18 protein-coding genes and 1 pseudogene are annotated in these 18540 nt (G+C 67.5%); 6 read left to right on the top strand and 13 right to left on the bottom strand.

All coding sequences use genetic code 11. The annotated features are described in order from the left end of the window. Positions 1 to 41: 41 nt before the first annotated feature. A complete protein-coding gene (locus ATL45_RS22465) occupies positions 42 to 845 on the top strand; it encodes an SGNH/GDSL hydrolase family protein (protein ID WP_093148146.1) in 804 nt (267 codons plus the stop codon). A gap of 26 nt (positions 846 to 871) precedes the next feature. On the opposite strand, the gene ATL45_RS38440 is transcribed toward ATL45_RS22465, so the two are convergent. After that, positions 872 to 1231 (bottom strand): hypothetical protein, encoded by a 360-nt coding sequence (locus tag ATL45_RS38440; RefSeq protein WP_143121570.1) that lies wholly within the window; start codon positions 1229 to 1231, stop codon positions 872 to 874. Positions 1232 to 1329: 98 nt separating this feature from the next. On the opposite strand from ATL45_RS38440, the gene ATL45_RS22460 reads away from it, so the two are divergent. Further along, positions 1330 to 2529, top strand: coding sequence for an oxygenase MpaB family protein (locus ATL45_RS22460; protein ID WP_093148144.1), 1200 nt, complete (start codon positions 1330 to 1332; stop codon positions 2527 to 2529). A 71-nt stretch (positions 2530 to 2600) separates the two neighbouring features. Here the strand turns inward: ATL45_RS22460 and ATL45_RS22455 are convergent, their stop codons facing one another. Then, positions 2601 to 3218: a TetR/AcrR family transcriptional regulator gene (locus ATL45_RS22455; RefSeq protein ID WP_170210313.1), complete on the bottom strand. Its 618-nt coding sequence runs from the start codon at positions 3216 to 3218 to the stop codon at positions 2601 to 2603. A gap of 143 nt (positions 3219 to 3361) precedes the next feature. Between ATL45_RS22455 and ATL45_RS22450 the strand changes: the two genes are divergently transcribed. Both ATL45_RS22450 and ATL45_RS22445 read left to right on the top strand, forming a co-directional pair. Beyond that, the gene (locus ATL45_RS22450) at positions 3362 to 5293 is read left to right on the top strand and encodes an alkyl/aryl-sulfatase (protein WP_246025487.1); all 1932 of its coding nucleotides are present in this window, start codon (positions 3362 to 3364) and stop codon (positions 5291 to 5293) included. Between the two features lie 68 nt (positions 5294 to 5361). Further along, the gene (locus ATL45_RS22445; RefSeq protein ID WP_093148135.1) at positions 5362 to 5763 is read left to right on the top strand and encodes an SgcJ/EcaC family oxidoreductase; all 402 of its coding nucleotides are present in this window, start codon (positions 5362 to 5364) and stop codon (positions 5761 to 5763) included. Between the two features lie 68 nt (positions 5764 to 5831). Here ATL45_RS22445 and gltD read toward each other — a convergent pair. The 9 genes and pseudogenes from gltD to ATL45_RS22410 all read right to left on the bottom strand — a co-directional run. Further along, positions 5832 to 6002 (bottom strand): annotated as a pseudogene (gltD, locus tag ATL45_RS39005) (glutamate synthase); the annotation flags it as partial. A gap of 909 nt (positions 6003 to 6911) precedes the next feature. Next, on the bottom strand, positions 6912 to 7550 hold the full coding sequence (locus ATL45_RS22440) for a hypothetical protein (protein WP_093148131.1): 639 nt from the start codon (positions 7548 to 7550) through the stop codon (positions 6912 to 6914). Between the two features lie 15 nt (positions 7551 to 7565). Then, a complete protein-coding gene (locus tag ATL45_RS22435) occupies positions 7566 to 8780 on the bottom strand; it encodes a WXG100 family type VII secretion target (RefSeq protein ID WP_093148127.1) in 1215 nt (404 codons plus the stop codon). A 20-nt stretch (positions 8781 to 8800) separates the two neighbouring features. Further along, positions 8801 to 9091 carry a hypothetical protein gene (locus ATL45_RS22430; protein WP_093148124.1) on the bottom strand — a complete coding sequence of 97 codons (291 nt, stop codon included), beginning with the start codon at positions 9089 to 9091 and terminating at the stop codon, positions 8801 to 8803. Further along, positions 9088 to 9405 carry an SAV_915 family protein gene (locus ATL45_RS22425; RefSeq protein WP_246025486.1) on the bottom strand — a complete coding sequence of 106 codons (318 nt, stop codon included), beginning with the start codon at positions 9403 to 9405 and terminating at the stop codon, positions 9088 to 9090. Before ATL45_RS22425 ends, ATL45_RS22430 begins: the two co-directional genes overlap by 4 nt. A 126-nt stretch (positions 9406 to 9531) precedes the next feature. Further along, a complete protein-coding gene (locus ATL45_RS22420) occupies positions 9532 to 9741 on the bottom strand; it encodes a hypothetical protein (protein WP_121505379.1) in 210 nt (69 codons plus the stop codon). Between the two features lie 126 nt (positions 9742 to 9867). After that, on the bottom strand, positions 9868 to 10182 hold the full coding sequence (locus tag ATL45_RS38435; RefSeq protein ID WP_143121569.1) for a hypothetical protein: 315 nt from the start codon (positions 10180 to 10182) through the stop codon (positions 9868 to 9870). Further along, a complete protein-coding gene (locus ATL45_RS39000; RefSeq protein WP_170210312.1) occupies positions 10179 to 10346 on the bottom strand; it encodes a hypothetical protein in 168 nt (55 codons plus the stop codon). The genes ATL45_RS38435 and ATL45_RS39000 overlap by 4 nt, the downstream gene beginning before the upstream one ends. A 47-nt stretch (positions 10347 to 10393) precedes the next feature. After that, on the bottom strand, positions 10394 to 10621 hold the full coding sequence (locus ATL45_RS22410; protein ID WP_093148109.1) for an HC3 family zinc finger protein: 228 nt from the start codon (positions 10619 to 10621) through the stop codon (positions 10394 to 10396). A 401-nt stretch (positions 10622 to 11022) separates the two neighbouring features. On the opposite strand from ATL45_RS22410, the gene ATL45_RS22405 reads away from it, so the two are divergent. Then, on the top strand, positions 11023 to 11859 hold the full coding sequence (locus tag ATL45_RS22405; protein ID WP_093149656.1) for a helix-turn-helix domain-containing protein: 837 nt from the start codon (positions 11023 to 11025) through the stop codon (positions 11857 to 11859). A gap of 13 nt (positions 11860 to 11872) precedes the next feature. Next, the gene (locus ATL45_RS22400) at positions 11873 to 12073 is read left to right on the top strand and encodes a DUF397 domain-containing protein (RefSeq protein ID WP_093148105.1); all 201 of its coding nucleotides are present in this window, start codon (positions 11873 to 11875) and stop codon (positions 12071 to 12073) included. A 107-nt stretch (positions 12074 to 12180) separates the two neighbouring features. Here the strand turns inward: ATL45_RS22400 and ATL45_RS22395 are convergent, their stop codons facing one another. Next, complete coding sequence (locus ATL45_RS22395; RefSeq protein ID WP_093148102.1) at positions 12181 to 13683, bottom strand: glutamate synthase subunit beta; 1503 nt, start codon at positions 13681 to 13683, stop codon at positions 12181 to 12183. Beyond that, positions 13676 to 18226, bottom strand: a complete 4551-nt coding sequence (gene gltB, locus ATL45_RS22390) for a glutamate synthase large subunit (RefSeq protein ID WP_093148099.1) — start codon at positions 18224 to 18226, stop codon at positions 13676 to 13678. Before gltB ends, ATL45_RS22395 begins: the two co-directional genes overlap by 8 nt. Between the last annotated feature and the right edge of the window lie 314 nt (positions 18227 to 18540).

The raw sequence follows: 18540 nt of genomic DNA, 5'->3' as shown, positions 1-18540 counted from the left end.
ACCAACCGGAGTGGCCGGGCCGCTGGGAAGGAACGACCAACGTGCGAAAGCGCATCGTGTCCAGGAAACGGGTCATCGCTTCGGTGTGCGTGGTGCTCGCCGCAGCCTTGGGCGTGACAGGGGTCGGCGGGTACTCCGCGTTCCTCCGCTCCCCGGACGGCACCCCGGCCGAGGCCTGCGGCAGCCCTCGCCCCGCAGTGGTCGCCGCCGGCGCCAGCATCACCCGCGGCACGCTCGGCGGCGACTGGATCGGCTCGCTGCGGAGCAGATCCGAGCTGGCCGGGTACGAATTCGTCAACGCCGGGATCAACGGCAACACCAGCGCCGACCTGCTCGCCCGGATCGACACCGACGTCGTGGCGTGCCGCCCGGTCGCGGTGACGATCCTCGTCGGCACCAACGACGTCCGCGACGGCATCCCGCTGGCGCAGTACCGGGCCAACCTCGCCGCGATCATCGGCCGGATCCAGGACGGGACCGACGCCCGGATCGCCCTGATGTCCTTGCCGCCGATGGGCGAGGACCTGAACTCGGAGATCAACCGCAGGCTGTCGGACTACAACCGCGCGATCGAGGAGACGGCGGCGAGCACCGGAGCGGACTACCTCCCGGTGCACGAGCGGATGGCGGAGATCGTGGCCGAGCGGGAGAACCCGACGTCCTACGACTTCAGCTTCCCGCTGGCGCTGTCCGCCGCGATCCAGCACTACGCGTTCGGTCGCAGCTGGGACGACATCGCCGACGTCGGCGGCCGCGAGCTGCTCGTGGACCACATCCACCTCAGCGATCGCGGCGCTGTGGTGATCGCCGAACTCGCGGCGGGCTGGCTGTCGGCGATGGCGTAACCCGCGAGCGTCCGACGGATACCAGATCAGGAGCTTCGGTCGGGTGCCGGATGAAAACCCATCCGCACAACAGCAGCAGGACGCCACGCACCATCCCGAGCACGCCCGCGCGCCAGCCCGAGCAGCAGCATGCCGAGGATCGAACCAGCCGAAGCCGTGACCGGAATGCGCCACAACCCGCAGGAAAGGTCCACATAGGAGCCCAGCACGAAATCGGTGGCCTGCTGCAACCCGATCCGGTCGACCAGCTGGAACGCGGTCAGATCGACGCCGGCGAGGCGGCCAATTGGCTTGGCGCGTCGAAGGTCTGCGCGGCGAAGTACGCCTCCTGCTGCGGGTGGTTGTTGCCTGGGTGTGACGAAGCGATCGATTCGACGGGACTGCATATGGCTGGGATCCTCCGGGATGGCGGCGTCGTTTCCTGGCGCGTCGTGCGCGACGCGCGCGGTGCACCGATGACTGCCTGGAGACGAGGGGGACTTCCATGGAGATCAGTGGGAGCACGCTGGATCGGCTCGCGCTCTTAGGTGACGAGCGGGCTGAGGCGGTCGTGGAGACGCTTGTCGAACAGGGTCAGTTGGAGGAGGTCAACCGCGTGTTGCGGCAGTGGCACTCCGCTGACCAGAACATTCCGGCGGGCCTGCCGGAGTATTTGCGCGACTTCATCGAGGAAGCGCGGCAGGCACCGGAGTGGGCCGAACAGGAGCGGCTCGCACGGGTGCGCGAGTTCTTCGAGGACGACGGGATCCACATCGGTGCTGTGCTGGCGCTGGGGTCGATGGCGATGGCGTACGCGGTTCCGCTCGGCGCGAAGATGATGAGCCTGACGCACCGGCTGCGTTATCCCGAGCGGCGAATGGCGAACACGGCGCAGTTCGTCTTCGACCTCATGCAGCCGGACCCCTTCGGCCCCAGCAGCAAATTCGTGGTCAGCGCGGTGAAGGTGCGGTTGATCCACGCTACGGTCCGGCATCACCTGCGTGCCACCAACAGCTGGGACGAGGCGCGCGACGGCGTTCCCGCCTCCCAGGAACACCTGCTCATCGTGTTGCTGGCGTTGTCAGTGCAGGTGCTGGACTTCCTGGAGCGCCTCAAGGTCCGGGTGACCGCGCAGGAAGCCGAGGACTACATGCACACCTGGCGGGTAGCGGGCAGCTATCTCGGCATCGACCCCGCGGCGGTGCCCCCAACCGTGGGTGAGGCTCGGCAATTGTTCGCCACAGCATTGGCGCGCAGCGCCGGTCCGTCTCCGGAAGGTGCGGAACTGACCAAGCACCTGCTTGATCTGTACAAGGGAATCATCCCGGGGCGGGCCTTCAACGGCATTGTTCCCGCGGTACTGCGCCGGTTGATCGGCAAGGACATTGCCAACTGGCTCGACGTTCCGCATTCACCGCTGTGGCAGGCCGTTGTTCGCGGCTATGTGGCGGTGCTGGGCACGATGGAGAGCTTGGAAGATCGCTCGCGACTGGCCCAGCGCATTCTCGACAGGCTCGGTCAACTCCAATACGCGGTTGAACTGCGCATCCTGACACGAGGGAAGAGCACTCCCCTGGAGCTTCCGACTCGACTGGCCGGGTACAACGACGACATCGCGCTGCCCACACCGCGCAGCGCAGCAGCGGTCGAGCACGCTGGCGACGAGGACATCGTGCCGACCGTCGCCGTCGACAAGGCCAAGTGAACCGTCGCTGACGGCGGGACGGGACCGTATCGCGACGTGGCCAGCGCCGCCGTGTCCTCCAGGTGACGCCTTCACCTCGGGAAGTCAGAGCGGCAGGGTGCGGTGAGCAGACCGGCGAGTGCGTCGGTCAGCCAGGACAGGCGTTGTTCGTCCACGACACCGGCCTGCTCGGCGTGCTGTTCGAGGTCGGCCGTGCCGGTGATGAGCAGCCGTCCGGCGAGTTCGACCCGGTACCGCGCCACTTGCTCCGGCATCCGCGCGGCCAGCAGTTCCCCGAGCAGCTCGATCACCTGCTGCGCGCTTCCCGTCAACCCGTACTCGGGCAGCGCCTCCAGCGTGTGACCGGCGTGCTCGTAGAGCCGGGCGAGGAACCGCGCGTAGTGGCTGCCCGGCCGTGCGGCCTGTTCGGCGAACGGGCGCGCGAGCACATCGCACAGGTGCCACGGGTCGTCGTCCACGCGGTTGGCCCTGGCCTCGTCGAGCAGCTCGGTCCGGCGCTGGTCGATGTGCGCCAGGCGGCTGGTGAAGATCGCGCCGATCAGCTTCGACTTGTCCCCGAAGTGGTAGTGCGCCGCGGCCACGTTGCGCTGCCCCGCCGCCGCGGCGATCTGCCGCAGCGAGACGCCGTCGATGCCGTGCAGGGCGAAGAGCCGCTCCGCGGCGAGCAGCAGTTCCGAGCGGGTGTCCACCCATCCAGTCTGATCAACCGGAACGCCTTCGTCAATGTCGTGTAAAACACTCGCATTAGTCGCCTAAAACGGTCGCTTTAATTGTTTTCCCGCAGGCACAGTGGGGTTGCGGAGGGATCGAGACGACCGATTCGGAGGCAGTTGTGAAACCGTTGAACAGGCGGAAGTTCGTGGTCGGCGCCGGAGCGGCCGCCGCGGCGATGACGCTCACCTCGTGCACGACGACCGCGGGACCCGTCGGCGGCGCGGGCAGGCGGTTCCCGACCGACACGACCGGACTCCCCTACGGCGACCGCACCGACTTCGCCAACGCCGACCGCGGATTCCTCGGCGCCCTGGAACCGGGGAAGGTCAAGGGCGAGGACGGCGCCGTGGTCTACGACGCCGACGCCTACTCGTTCCTGGCAGGCGAGGTTCCCGGCACCGCCGACCCCAGCCTGTGGCGGCAGGGCCAGCTCGCGTCCCGCCAGGGGCTGTACCAGGTCTCGGACCGCATCTACCAGGTGCGCGGCCTGGACCTGGCGAACATGACGTTCATCGAGGGTGACACCGGTGTGATCGTGATCGACACCCTCACCTGCAACGAGACCGCAGTTGCCGCGCTGGGCCTCTACCGCGCGCACCGCGGCGACCGAGCCGTCACCGGAGTCATCTACACCCATTCGCACGTCGACCACTTCGGTGGCACCGAAGGGATCCTGCCGCCCGGCCACGCCGTTCCGGTCCTCGCTCCCGAGGGCTTCATGGAGCACGCCGTCGTCGAGAACGTCTACGCGGGAACCGCTATGAGCCGCCGCGCCGCGTACATGTACGGCGACCACCTCGACATCGCGCCTGACGGCCAGATCGGCTGCGGCCTCGGCCAAGCCGTGGCCACCGGGACGAGCAGCCTCGTGCCGCCGACGGAATCGATCACCGAGACCGGTCAGCGCAGGACCATCGACGGGGTCGTCATCGAGTTCCAGCTGACGCCGGGCACCGAGGCGCCTTCCGAGATGAACCTCTACTTCCCGCAGCTGAAAGCGCTGTGCATGGCGGAGAACGTCGCGCACACCATGCACAACATCATCACGCTGCGCGGCGCGCAGGTCCGCGACGCCCGGCAGTGGTCGCGCTACCTGAGCGAGACCATCGTGCGCTTCGGCGAGGAGGCCGAAGTCCTCTTCGGCAGCCACCACTGGCCGACCTGGGGAACCGAGCAGCTCGTCGGAGCGCTGGCCGAACAACGCGACCTGTACGCCTACCTGCACGACCAGACGCTCCGGCTGATCAACCAGGGCCACACCGGCAGCGAGATCGCCGAGTTCCTCGAACTGCCACCGGCTCTGCAGAACGCTTGGGCCACCCGCGGCTACTACGGCTCGCTCAACCACAACATCAAGGGCATCTACCAGCGCTACATGGGCTGGTTCGACGGGAATCCGGCCCACCTGTGGGAGCACCCGCCCGTCGAGCAGTCCAAGCGCTGGGTGCAGGTCATGGGCGGTGTCGCCGACGGGATCAAGCGGGCCGGCGACTACGCCGCGCAAGGCGACCTGCGCTTCGCGGTCACGCTGCTGAACCACTGCGTCTTCGCCGAGCCGGACAACGAGAAGGCCAAGCAGGAACTCGCGAAGCTCTACGACCGGCTCGGCCACGGCGTGGAGGACGCGGTGTGGCGCAACTTCTACCTGACCGCGGCGAAGGAGCTCCGCGAGGGCAAGAAGCCGACGGCCCTGTCCAGCAGCAGCCCGAGCATGATGGCGGCGCTGACGGTGGACCAGCTCCTCGACTCGATCGCGATCCGGGTCAACGGCCCGAAGGCCTGGGACCGCACCATCACGATGGACTGGAAGCTGACCGACGAGAACAAGATCTGGCACCTGCGCCTGGCCAACGGCGTCCTGACCCACCACAGCGACAACACGCCCGACCCCGCCGCTCAGCTGACGCTGTCGATGACGAGACCGCAGCTGGCGGGCCTGCTGCGCCAGGACCTGACCGGCATCGACCACCGCGGCGACCTGACCCGCCTGCAGGCGCTCGTCGAGGTCCTCGACGAGCCGGACCCCGACTTCAGCATCGTCACTCCCTGATCGCGCCTTGACTTCCAGATATGTCGAAGTTTCAGGATCGGTTCTGCGCACGACGAAAGGGAATCACCGTGAACACCGGAACCGACCGCGCTCTGACCGACCTCATCGAGCGCTACGAGCGCGCCTTCAACACGAACGACGCCAAAGCGATGAACGACCTGTTCGCCGACGCTCCTGTCTTCGTGAACTTCAGCGGCAACCTCGTCAAGGACAAGGACGCGCTCCACCGCGCCCAGTCATTCGTGTTCGGCCCAGGCGGACCACTCGAAGCCATCAGCGTCAGCTACACGATCGAGAGCATCACGCACCTCTCAACGGACCTGGCGGTGATCCACGCCCACCAGCGAACACGCCACGCTGAGAGCACTGATGAGCACAAAGACCCCATGGAAGCGATCTTCACGGCCGTCGCCCAACACATCGACGGCGAATGGCAGATCAAGGTCGGCCAGAACACCCCGGTGATGTGACAACCACGAGAAAGACCCCTGCGCAGCTCGACCAGCGCAGGGGTCTTTCTCGTGTCAGCGGCGAAGGATCACACCGCCAGGGGCAGGGCCGTCGGGTGGACCGGGGACGGGAGCTGGGAGGAGCCCGTCAGGTGGGCGTCCACCGCGTTGGTCACCGAGCGGCCTTCCGCGATCGCCCAGACCACCAGGAACGGCACGTGCTCGACGCCTTCGAAGCCGATCGCCAGCAACGCCCGGTCGACCACGGGGAGCGGTTGTCGTCGCGAGCCGTCGGCAGCCGCGGGTAGCCGTGCAGGCAGTCCACCTCGCCGTTGATCCCCAACAGGGACGGCGTAATGAAGTGCGACGCCTACGGGATGGGAACTTCTCCTGGCCGTAGCAGCGTTGACGGCGATAGGCGGAATACGAGGCCGCCATCATCTACAACTATCGTCTTTTGATGCCCCCCGCACGTCCAATCAACCTCTAAGTCCCACTCTACCGCGACTGTTCGAACAATGGGACGAAGGACGAGAACTTGCGGCACGCCAGCTGTGACAGAAAAGGGAATCTTGCGGAGATTCCTCAGCCGAAACGATTGGGATCTAGCTACAAGACGAGGCGGCTCGGAATCGAGCACGACGTCGAAATCCCTCTCGGCGAGCGGAGACTTATCCGCCACCTTACCGATCTCCCTAGGGTCTATATATCGCTTGCGAACAACAGGCCGAAGAGCATGCACGACCACCGCCTGCTCCGTAAGAGCCTCAATTGTCAACTTAATAGTAGTACGTTCGCTCGCCGGAAATCCTCGACCAACCCCAGCGATCTTGTACGCGAGGCAGGATTCGACCATCGTGGTAACGACTAAAGGACCTCTCCTGTCCGGCGTATCGACGAGATTCCGTGCAACCAAGTTCACATCGCCGTAAATAGCGCCCGCCTGCACAAGCGAACCATTAATCTCACCCGTGAACCCGTTGCGCACCGAACTAGCATCGCGCGCCGAATCATTCCCTGAAGCCATTTACACCCCCAATGAATACTAGAAAATTGAGCGTCCTGGATCGAGAGCAACGATCTCACGGCCAGCCTTACAGGCGGTTGGTCACCCATGAAGACACGCCAATCCTTGAGTGTTGAGCCCGGGCGAGAACGCCCTTACACGCTCAGTTCTGGGGGTACTCCCATTCACGCAGATGAAGAGGAATCTTTAATGCTAGGTAGTTCTCAGCCATCTTATTAACCTCAGCCCTCCCCTCGTGGACGGAGTACAGCAAGCCGAGGTACACCAAGTCCCAGAGTTCTCGGTTGAGCTGCAGGTTGTTGATCTGCACGTAGAGCGTTGCGCCGTGTCGGTCCTCGACGTCGAGGTAGTGCGCAGCTCCACCCACGGTTACATTGACCTTGGTCAGCTCGTATGTTTTGACCAGACCGTTTTTGCCGTAGATCAGCCAGTCCGCCCCTGCTGAGATGCGGACGTTGCGTCCGGCGAGCAGAAAAATGAAGGGCCACGGGACGATGAACAGCCACAGCCACCAAGTGGCCGTCCAGCCGAAGCCCCAGTCGCGCCAGGTGAAGTAGACAACCATGATCGTCACTGCGATGGCGCCAAAGGTCAGCGCGCGGCCTCGGGTCGGATAGAACCACTCGAGGATCGGCCCCTCGCCCTCGGGTGGCTGCGAGACCTTCGATAGGCCGTGCTTGTGCTTGTTCTCCGCTAGCTTCCACCCCGGCTCCAGCGGGGCCCGCGGTGGCCGCGGCTCCCCGGTCTGCGGGTCGGGTTTAGGTGGCAATCCTGTGGTCACGTCACGCCCACTCGGTCAGCGGCCCATTTTGGGGTTGATCTCCTGCAGCTTCTCACCGACAGCCTTCACACCGTCCATGAGCTCGTCGCCCCACTCCTCGATCGCGAAACCAACGCCCCAGGAGACTGCAGCACCGCCGACGACGACCCAACCCACTGGGGTTCCCAGAGCCGCTAGTCCCACGGTGGCACCCGCGCCGGCAACGAACCCACCGAGGCCCGAGGCAACGCTGGTCGCCGGATCCTTGCCAACGCTGATGTCGTAGCCGATTCCTCCTCCAGTGATCAACAAGCCCACGACCGGGAGCTTGCTTCCCACCTTCAGCGCTCCGCGCAGAAGCCCGCTGCCAGCCGTCGGAGGCTTCTTGCCGAAGTCCAGCGTCAGCTGCAGGAAGCCCTTCGTCCGAGGCCCCAACTTGTCCACCCACTGCGCCGTTCGTGAGGCGATGGCCTTACGCTCCAGATCCGCCACTTCCATGGAACGAGTGATGTGAATGGCAGCGGCCCGTGTGCGGGCCTGCAGACTCATGTACGGGTTCTGGGCAAGGCGTTCGGATATCTCGATCGACCCGCTGCGCGCGATTTGCATCGCCTTGGCCCGCATGGCGGCGGTCTGTCCGGCCGTCGCACCCGCAAGCCCTGTGAGGACGTCCGAGGCGTTGAACGGGGATTTCTCGATCAGCCCGCCGAGGAAGCGGTTGAGGATGGCCACCGACTCGTTCTCCAGCCTCCGTGCCTCGGCGACCAGCATCGTGCAATCGGCGTACGCCTGGACCTTGCGCACAAATGCCGCTTCCGCCTGCACCGCTGCGGTGTGCGCGGCCTGCTGCTCAGGAGTGGCGGGCTTGTCGGCGGGCAGCGGTGTCGGAGCAGGTGGCTCCGGCCCAGGCTCCATGATCAGGTCGCCCTGGACAACGAGCCCTTCCTTGAGAGCGAGCTCGCGGGCCTGGTTCATCCTGACCTTGATTGTGTCGATGGCGTCGGCGTGGCGACGCAGCTCTGCCGCTAGGCCGGCATAGCTGATCGACACCTCATCGACGCGCGGGCCGATCTTGCCCATACCGTCGCGGAAGGCTTGGCCCGCTTCGCTGGACCAGCCTGTTTCGGACTCACCGCGAACACGGTTGATCGTGTCCAAGGCCGCATCGACAGCACGCGCCATCCCGTCCAACCAGTCTGCGGCTGTGCGGATCGTGCTGGGCTGGGCGTCAACTTTGATATCGAGTGGCATGCTCCGGATCCCCTGTGGAACTACCGCGGCTCGTTCGGGGCGGTACGGGCGATGTCGTCGGCGTTGCCGTGATCGGTCTCGTCATAGAGGTTGCGGCCAGCCGCAACCTCGGCCCCGGCAAAGTTCATGGCCTCGACGATCTCGGCGGCAGACAGGGCCAGCATCGCCATCGCCCCGGCGACCGCCTCGGTCGCGACCCCGACCTGCGGGGCGGGCGGCGGTGCACCGCTCCCGTCCAGCTCCATCGCCCCGGTGCGGAGCTGGCTGGCGAGTGCCTCCAAGTCCCCGAGCTGCGCCTGCGTTCCACTCATCGGTCGGCTCCCCCAGCGTCCCTGCGTTGGTCGGCCGGTAGTTCGGCATCCCAAATAACCAGATCGGCCCCGCTGCGGGCTTGAATCTCGCTGACCTGGTCGGCAGGCAGCGAGGCCCACGGCTGCAGGTTCCCGCAGCTGTGCACCAGCGCCTCCAGCGAGGTGAACGCCACCACGGCCAGACGTCCGTCCGTCAAACGACGCAGCTCGATGGTGGCGTCCTTGTCCCGGCTCAGGAGACGTTTCTCCAACGGCACGAACACCGGTTCAGGCTCTTCGCCGTTCTGCTCAGCGATGTAGTCAGCTCCGATCACGGCGGGCGCTGCCTGATCATCCCCAGCCCGCATGCTCCCTGTAGCCTCCCGATCCGAATCGCGGTACGTCAATGCATTGATCGGAACGGACGGTATCGAACTCAACACAGGGAGTGTTGAGGATTTCTACTCGATCTCCCCCACCTCACCCGTCCGGCCCAGCACGCGGGCAGATGCGGCCGCGCCAGCTTCTGGCTGCTCATCAGCTGGGCTTGCCGCGACGTCGTCATCGGCGTTGGGCCCGATTCCTGCTGCCATCGCGTTGAGCTTCATCGAGACCAAGACCGGTGTACCGGTGATCTCGGGCTGAGCATCATCGCACTTGTCCTTGTGCATGCATCCAACTCGATTCTGGGTAGCGGTTTGAAGCCGGTCGGGCGGTGCTGCTGTTGTGCACCGCCCGACCGGGGACGGCTCGGTGCTGGGTGTCGGGGAGGGAGTGCGACCAACACCGAGCCGGGTCTACAAGCTGCGCAATCCCGCAAGGATTCGGCGCAGCACCATCGGGTTTCGCGTGTACTCGTGGGGATCCGGCGCCTCGGATGGCGGCGCTGGAATCCAGGGCTTGTCGTCGGCCTCGCCACCGCGCTTCGCGATCGGCTCGCGCAGGCGGTGACGGCCACCTCCGCTGGTCTCGGCCTCCACCCGCTCGATCAGATACCGGACTGTTGGTGCCCCTTCGCCGACTTCGGCATGCTGCGGCCGATACGAACAGCGCAGCATCCACCAGATGACCAGAACAGCTGTTGCACCAGCGCAAACGCCCCAAGCGATCAACGGTCAATCCTTTCCGAATCGATGACCAGCACGTCGCGTCGGACCGTGGCCTGGTCTTGACCACGCAACGCCGCGGTCAGTGAGTCGAGCGCGTCGGCCATTCCCTCCAACTCGGCGTCTGTCCACAAACCACGGTCGATGTCGTCGGCCGCGTGGTCGAGCATTAAGACCGCCGCTCGCGCCAACCGAGCGATCCGCGCATGCCGGGCACTCATCGCGCACCCGCAAGCGGCACGCCCGCAACCTCGTGGGCTTCGACGTTGCAGCTCGTGCACGTCGTCCAGAGCCACGCTTCGACGGAGCTGACCGGCTCGACCTGTTTTCCGCACAGCACAGGGACTTCTACCCCCTTCGGCCAGCCGCCAGGTGGCCGTTCTTCGGTGGTCGCGTGCCGCTCGCCTTCGCCGGGCACCCAGCTGAACGGATGCGGCCGGTACATCACGTCACCGCCTTGGAGGGCTTGACGGGGCCGGTGCGTCGGCTGTCTCGGTACCGCACCGGCCCCGCTTGGCCACCGCGCGCCAACCGGGAGGGGTGTTGTCGCGTCTGGGTGGCCCGCTCGTGGTGGTCGGGGGTCCACCACGGCCCCACCGGGGAGCGAAAAGCCAGTGCTCCGGCGGTAAATCCGATGGAGGCGTGAACGGTCATGCGATCTGCCCTCACCCTCGTTGCTGGTTCCGGCCCTGAATGACCGGCTGACTTCCTCGCCGGCTGAGCGCTCCTGATGCGGAACACCTCTGCCGTGGCTAGATGGAAGTTAACCAATTGGAATTCCAGTTGGCGATTACCCAGTAGGGCGAATTCTCGGGATGGAGGCGTCTTGTGGGGCAAGATGGCGTCATGCAGCAGACATGGCCAGCGGTGCGACGCGTCCAGGTCGGGTTGATCTTGCGCAACCTTCGTGAACGGGCGGGCGTGAAGCCGAAGGAGATCGCCGAGCGGCTCGACTGGTACGCGAACAAGGTGACCCGCGTCGAGAAGGGCGAACTGACGGTCTCTGCAGCCGAGGTCGACGTACTTCTGGGGATGTTCGGCGTTCGCGACGGCCGAGAATCCGATCGGTTGCGGGCGCTGGCCAAGGAAGCTCGGCGGCGGGATCAACCTGCCCGGGTGCCGGACTGGGCAGCGACTTACGTTGCGCTAGAAGGTGCGGCTGCGGAGATCAAGCACTACGACCCCGAAGTGATTCCAGCGGTCTTGCAAACAGAGCACTACGCGCGAGCAGTGCTGTCAAACCCGCTGGACGACACCCAGGACGTCGAACCAGCTGTGAACGAACGCGTGCAGCGAGCCGAACGCATGCTCGGCGAGGATGCACCGGATGTCTGGTGCGTGATCGGCGAAGCCGCGCTGTATCGGCAGGTCGGCGGCCGAGAAGTGCTACGCGATCAACTGCAGCATCTGCGCCGGGCAGCTGGTCGTCCGAACATCACGCTGCAGATCTTGCCGTTCGAGGCCGGAGAACACGTGGCGCTGGGGTCGTCGTTCCGGTTGTTGCACCTCGCGGAGCCCGTCGCGACCTTCGTCTACGTGGAGGCGCTCACCAGCTCCGACTACCTGGACAAGCCGTCTCACACTGACCGTTACGCAAAGGCGTTCGATACACTGCGCGCGGTCGCGGCATCTGACCGTGTGACGGCTCGGATGCTCGACAGGAGGATCAAAGAGCTGACGTAGTGGAGTGGTAGCGATGGCCCCGACTTCGCCCGTAACTGGTTGGCGCAAGTCCAGCCGTAGCCAGGGGGCCGAGAACTGCGTCGAGGTCGGCAGCATTCACGATGGTGCTGCTGTGCGCGACACCAAGAACCGCAGCGCTGGATACTTCACTGCAACCGCTGACCAGTGGCAGACGTTCATGAACGCGATCAAGGGCGGCAAGTTCAGTCGCTGATCATCGCGCGTAGTGCCCGCCTGGTTCCGGACACCGGCTGACCACAAGACGAAACCCCTGCGCGAACGTTCTCCGCGCAGGGGTTTCTCGGCGTCAGCGGCGAAGGATCACACCGCCAGGGGCAGGGCCGTCGGGTGGACCGGGGACGGGAGCTGGGAGGAGCCCGTCAGGTGGGCGTCCACCGCGTTGGCCACCGAGCGGCCTTCTGCGATCGCCCAGACCACCAGGGAGGCTCCTCGGTGGGCGTCTCCGCAGACGAAGACGTCCGGGGCCGTTGTCTCCCAGTTGGAGCCGCAGCCGATCGTGCCTCGCTTGGTCAGGTTGATGCCCAGGCCGTCGAGGAGCGGCATGTGCTCGACGCCCTCGAAGCCGATCGCCAGCAGGGCCAGGTCGCAGGGCAGTTCCTGGACCTCGTCGGAGACCGGGACGACCTGGCGGCGGCCGTTCTCGTCGCGCTGGACCTTCACCTCGCGGAGGCGGACCGCGCGCACGTTGCCCTCTTCGTCGCCGACGAACGACTCGATCGCCACCGCGAACTTGCGCTCCCCCGCCTCCTCGTGCGCCGGGTAGGTGCGCAGGATGTACGGCCAGGTCGGCCACGGGGAGAGGTCATCGTCGCGGGCCGTCGGCGGCTGCGGGTAGTTGTCCAGCTGGGTCACCGACAGCGCGCCCTGGCGGGTCGCGGTGCCGTAGCAGTCCGCTCCGGTATCGCCGCCGCCGAGGATGATGACGTGCTTGCCCTGCGCCGAGATCGACGCCGGGCCGTCGCCCTCGCACTCCTTGTTCGCCGGGACCAGGTGCTCCATCGCCAGGTGCACGCCCTTGAGCTCGCGGCCCGGGATCGTGGTGTCGTCGCGACCGCGCAGCGCGCCGACCGCGAGCACCACGGCGTCGTAGCCGGCGCGCAGGTCCTCGACCGTCAGGTCCACGCCGACCTCGCAGCCGGTGATGAACTTCGTGCCCTCGTCGCGCATCTGCGCCAGCCGCCGGTCCAGGACGGACTTCTCCATCTTGAACTCGGGGATGCCGTAGCGCAGCAGGCCGCCGATGCGGTCGTCGCGCTCGTAGACGGTCACCTCGTGCCCGGCGCGGGTCAGCTGCTGGGCCGCCGCCAGCCCGGCCGGGCCGGAGCCGACCACCGCCACCCGCTTGCCGGTGTGCGCCTCCGTCACCTGCGCGGTGACGTGGTCGTTCGCCCAGCTGACCTCGGCGATGGTCTCCTCGACGCGCTTGATCGTCACCGCGCCGCCCGCCTCCGGGGAGATCGCCAGCACGCAGGCCGCCTCGCACGGCGCGGGGCACAGCTTGCCGGTGAACTCCGGGAAGTTGTTGGTGGCGTGCAGCCGCTCGCCCGCCGCCTGCCACTGGCCGCGGCGCACCATGTCGTTCCACTCCGGGATCAGGTTGCCCAGCGGGCAGCCCGCCGAACCGGAGTGGCAGAACGGGATGCCGCAGTCCATGCACCGCGACGCCTGCTCCGACACCTGCGCGGTCATGTCCTCTGTGGACAGCGCGGCGTAGACCTCCTGCCAGTCGCCCAGCCGCTCGTCGGTGGGGCGCTTGGGGGCGTCGGCCCGGGTGTGCTTCAGGAATCCCCTCGGGTCAGCCACGGGAAGCCTCCATGATCGCCTCGTCGATGTCGCGGCCCTCGATCTTGGCCATCCGCATGGCATCCAGGACTCGCTGGTAGTCGCGCGGCATCACCTTGCGGAACGCCGCCGAGCGCCGCGGCCAGTCGCCGAGCAGCGAGGCCGCCACCGCCGAACCGGTCAGCTCGCGGTGCTGCTGCACGATCTCGTGCAGCCACTTGAGCTCCTTGGCGCTGGGCCGCTGCAGCTCCACCATCGCGGTGTTCACCCGCACCGGATCCAGGTCCAGCACGTAGGCGATGCCGCCCGACATGCCGGCGCCGACGTTGCGGCCGGTGCCGCCCAGCACCACCGCGCGGCCACCGGTCATGTACTCGAAGGCGTGATCACCGGCGCCCTCGGAGACCAGCAGCGCACCGGAGTTGCGCACCCCGAAGCGCTCGCCGACCCGACCGCGCAGGAAGATCTCGCCGCTGGTCGCGCCGTAGCCGATCACGTTGCCCGCGATCACCTGGTCCTCGGCGGCGAACGCCGAATCCGGGTGCGGGCGAACCACGATCCGCCCGCCGGACAGGCCCTTGCCGACGTAGTCGTTGGCGTCGCCGACCATGTCCAGCGTGACGCCCGGCGGCAGGAACGCGCCCAGCGACTGCCCGGCCGAGCCCTCCAGCTCGACGTGGATGGTGTCGGTGGGCAGGCCGTCGCCGCCGTAGCGGCGGCTGACCTCGGCGCCCAGCAGCGTGCCGACGGTGCGGTTGACGTTGCGCACCGGCAGCTGCAGCTTCACCGGGCGGGCGTCCTCCAGCGCCGCCTCGGCGAGCTGGATCAGCGTGCGGTCCAGCGCGCGGTCCAGGCCGTGGTCCTGCTCGCGGACCCGGCGCCGCACCGACGAGTACGGGGTCTGCGGCTCGGCGAACACCGGGGTCAGGTCCAGGCCCCGGGACTTCCAGCTCTGCACCGCCTCGTCCACGCCGAGCGCGGAGACCTGGCCGATCGCCTCGTCCAGGGTGCGGAAGCCCAGCTGCGCCAGGTACTCGCGCACCTCCTGGGCGATGAACTCGAAGAAGTTGACCACGTGGTCGGCCTGGCCGGTGTAGCGCTTGCGCAGGTCCGGGTTCTGGGTGGCCACGCCCACCGGGCAGGTGTCGAGGTGGCAGACGCGCATCATCACGCAGCCCTCGACGATCAGCGGAGCGGTGGCGAAGCCGTACTCCTCGGCGCCCAGCAGCGCGGCCACCACGACGTCGCGGCCGGTCTTGAAACCGCCGTCGACCTGCACCGTGATGCGGTCCCGCAGGCCGTTGAGCAGCAGCGTCTGCTGCGTCTCGGCCAGCCCGACCTCCCACGGCGTGCCCGCGTGCTTCAGCGAGGTCAGCGGCGCCGCACCGGTGCCGCCGTCGTGGCCGGAGATCAGCACCACGTCCGCGTGCGCCTTGGACACGCCCGCCGCGACCGTGCCGACGCCGATCTCGGAGACCAGCTTGACGTGCACGCGGGCGTGCTCGTTGGCGTTCTTGAGGTCGTGGATCAGCTGCGCCAGGTCCTCGATCGAGTAGATGTCGTGGTGCGGCGGCGGCGAGATCAGCCCGACGCCCGGCGTGGAGTGCCGGGTCTTGGCGACCCACGGGTACACCTTGTGCCCCGGCAGCTGACCGCCCTCGCCCGGCTTCGCGCCCTGCGCCATCTTGATCTGGATGTCGGTGCCGTTGACCAGGTATTCGCTGGTCACGCCGAAGCGGCCGGAGGCGACCTGCTTGACCGCCGAGCGCCGCTCCGGGTCGTAGAGGCGGTCGACGTCCTCGCCGCCCTCACCGGAGTTGGACTTGCCGCCGATGCGGTTCATCGCGATCGCAAGCGTCTCGTGCGCCTCGGCGGAGATCGCCCCGTAGCTCATCGCGCCGGTGGAGAACCGCTTCATGATCTCCGAGGCCGGTTCGACCTCGTCGATGTCGATCGGCGCCCGGCCGCTGTTGAGCTCGAACAGCCCGCGCAGCGTGCCGCCCTCGGCCGACAACCGGTCGCACTCCGCGGTGTACTTGCGGAACACGTCGTAGCTGCCGGTCTTGGTGGAGTGCTGGAGCAGGAACACCGTCTCCGGGGTGAACAGGTGCAGCTCGCCCTCGCGGCGGTAGGCGTAGTCGCCGCCGATCTCCAGCTTCCGGTGCACCCGCTCGGTCGGGTTGTCCGGGTAGGCGCGGCGGTGCCGCTGCGCGACCTCCTCGGCCAGCACGTCCAGCCCGACGCCGTCGAGCTTGGAGGTGGTGCCCTCGAAGTACTCGCCGACCAGCTCGGCGGACAGCCCGACCGCCTCGAAGACCTGCGCCGCGGTGTAGGCGCCGACGGTGGAGATGCCCATCTTGGACATCACCTTCAGCACGCCCTTGACCAGCGCCTGCACGTAGTTGCGGATCGCCACCTTCGGCCGGAAGCCGGTGATCTGCCCGGTGGCGATCATGTCCTCGATGGTCTCGAACGCCAGGTACGGGTTGACCGCCGCGGCGCCGTAGCCGAGCAGCGTGGCGATGTGGTGCACCTCGCGGGCGTCACCGCTCTCCACCACCAGCGCCACGCGCAGCCGCTCCTTGGTCCGCACCAGGTGCTGGTGCACCGCCGAGACCAGCAGCAGCGACGGGATCGGCGCCCGCTTGTGGTCGGAGTCGCGGTCGGAGAGCACCAGCACGCGCGCACCGGCGGCGATGGCCTCCGAGGCCTCCTCGCGGATCCGCTCGATGGCCTCGGCCAGCGCCTCGCCGCCGCCGTCGACCTCGTAGAGGCCGGACAGCACCGCGGAGGCGAAACCGGGCAGGTCGCCGTCGTCGTTGACGTGGATGAGCTTGGCCAGCTCGTCGTTGTCGATGACCGGGTTGGGCAGCAGGATGTGGCGGCAGGACGCCGCCGACGGGTCGAGCAGGTTCTGCTCCGGACCCATCACGCGCGCCACCGAGGTGACGATCTCCTCGCGGATCGCGTCCAGCGGCGGGTTCGTGACCTGCGCGAACTGCTGCACGAAGTAGTCGTAGAGCATCCGCGAGCGCTCCGAGAGCACGGCGGGCGGGGTGTCGGCGCCCATCGAGCCCAGCGGCTCACCGCCGCTGGTGGCCATCGGCGCCAGCAGCAGGCTCAGCTCCTCCTCGGTGTAGCCGAAGGCCAGCTGGCGGCGCACCACCGATTCGTGCGTGTGCACCACGTGCTCGCGGTCGGGCAGCTCGTCGAGGTTCAGCAGCCCGGAGTGCAGCCACTCGTCGTAGGCGTGCTCGCCGGCCAGCGCCGACTTGATCTCGTCGTCGTCGACGATGCGGCCCTGCTCGGTGTCGATCAGGAACATCCGGCCCGGCTGCAACCTGCCCTTGGCCACCACCTGGGCCGGGTCGAGGTTGAGCACACCGGTCTCGCTGGCCAGCACCACCCGGTCGTCAGCGGTGCGCCACCAGCGCGCCGGGCGCAGGCCGTTGCGGTCGAGCACCGCGCCGACCAGCGAACCGTCGGTGAAGGTGACGCAGGCCGGGCCGTCCCACGGCTCCATCAGGCTGGCGTGGAACTGGTAGAACGCCTTGCGCTTCGGGTCCATCTCGGCGTGGTTCTCCCACGCCTCCGGCACCATCATCAGCACCGCGTGCGGCAGGCTGCGGCCACCGAGGTGCAGCAGCTCCAGCACCTCGTCGAAGGACGCCGAGTCCGAGCCGTCGTCGGCGCAGATCGGGTACAGCCGGGACAGCTCACCCGGGATCAGGTCGGAGGCCAGCAGCGCCTCGCGGGCGCGCATCCGGTTGCGGTTGCCGCGGATGGTGTTGATCTCGCCGTTGTGCGCCACGTAGCGGAACGGGTGGGCCAGCGGCCACGACGGGAAGGTGTTGGTGGAGAACCGGCTGTGCACCAGCGCGATCGCGCTGACCAGCCGCTCGTCGGTGAGGTCCGGGAAGAACGCGGGCAGCTGCTCGGTGGTCAGCATGCCCTTGTAGACCATGGTCCGGCTGGACAGCGACGGGAAGTAGAGCTCCAGGCCCTCCGCCGCGGCGGCCCGCTCGGCGCGCTTGCGCAGGCAGAACGCCAGGCGGTCCAGCGCCACGCCCGCCTCGTCGCGCTGCCCGGCGACGAGCAGGGTCGCGAAGTGCGGCATGCACTTGAGCGCCGTGGTGCCCACGCCCGCCTTCTCCGGGGTGGTCGGCACGTCGCGCCAGCCCAGCACGCGCAGCTGTTCCTCGGCGGCGACCTGCTCGATCACCTCCACCGCGCGGCGTCGCTGGTCGGGGTCGGCGGGCAGGAAGGCCATGCCCGCGGCGTAGCGGCGCTGCCCGGTCTCATCGGCCGCGGGCAGCTCGACGCCGGCCTCGGCGCGCAGCAGCTCGTCCGGGAGCTGGACCAGGATGCCGGCACCATCACCGCTGGTCGGCTCGGCGCCGGCGGCGCCGCGGTGCTCCAGGTTGGCCAGCGCGGTCAGCGCGTCGGCGACGATGCCGTGCGAACGGCGGCCGCGGATGTCGGCGACCATGGCGACACCGCAGGAATCCTGTTCGGCAGCCGGGTCGTACAGGCCCTGGGCTGCTGGGACGGCGGAGAAGACCACTGCGCAGACCTCCCTCGTCATTCTCGTGCTGGAAGTCGGCGGCCGAATGGCCTGACTTCATGACTTCTGGGCACGGGACGGCGCTGGCCCGCAGATTCCGGTGTCACGACAGAAGTTTTCCGGGCTTTCGAAAGCCCGCTCGCGACCGGAGCGTTCAGAGAACTTTAACAGCCACGATACCCGGAAGCAGCAATCCAGAAGTGATGCTGACCATGTTGTTGTAACGCACCCGTGTGGGTTAAGAGCCCGGTCACAGCCCCGCCTCTCCGCGATTCACAGTGGTGGTTGCGTTGCCTGTTGAACTTGCGTTTTCG

It is taken from the genome of Saccharopolyspora antimicrobica, from assembly GCF_003635025.1.
Taxonomy (GTDB): domain Bacteria; phylum Actinomycetota; class Actinomycetes; order Mycobacteriales; family Pseudonocardiaceae; genus Saccharopolyspora; species Saccharopolyspora antimicrobica.
This window is presented reverse-complemented; position numbering and strand designations above follow the sequence as displayed.

What these genes read in the sequence shown, in the direction of transcription:
- ATL45_RS38440 (WP_143121570.1), bottom strand. Translation starts at nt 1,231, where the DNA reads ATGCAGTCCCGTCGAATCGATCGCTTCGTCACACCCAGGCAACAACCA.
- ATL45_RS22435 (WP_093148127.1), bottom strand. Translation starts at nt 8,780, where the DNA reads ATGCCACTCGATATCAAAGTTGACGCCCAGCCCAGCACGATCCGCACA.
- ATL45_RS22410 (WP_093148109.1), bottom strand. Translation starts at nt 10,621, where the DNA reads ATGTACCGGCCGCATCCGTTCAGCTGGGTGCCCGGCGAAGGCGAGCGG.
- ATL45_RS22460 (WP_093148144.1), top strand. Translation starts at nt 1,330, where the DNA reads ATGGAGATCAGTGGGAGCACGCTGGATCGGCTCGCGCTCTTAGGTGAC.
- ATL45_RS22405 (WP_093149656.1), top strand. Translation starts at nt 11,023, where the DNA reads ATGCAGCAGACATGGCCAGCGGTGCGACGCGTCCAGGTCGGGTTGATC.
- ATL45_RS22400 (WP_093148105.1), top strand. Translation starts at nt 11,873, where the DNA reads ATGGCCCCGACTTCGCCCGTAACTGGTTGGCGCAAGTCCAGCCGTAGC.
- ATL45_RS39000 (WP_170210312.1), bottom strand. Translation starts at nt 10,346, where the DNA reads ATGCTCGACCACGCGGCCGACGACATCGACCGTGGTTTGTGGACAGAC.
- ATL45_RS22430 (WP_093148124.1), bottom strand. Translation starts at nt 9,091, where the DNA reads ATGAGTGGAACGCAGGCGCAGCTCGGGGACTTGGAGGCACTCGCCAGC.
- ATL45_RS22420 (WP_121505379.1), bottom strand. Translation starts at nt 9,741, where the DNA reads ATGCACAAGGACAAGTGCGATGATGCTCAGCCCGAGATCACCGGTACA.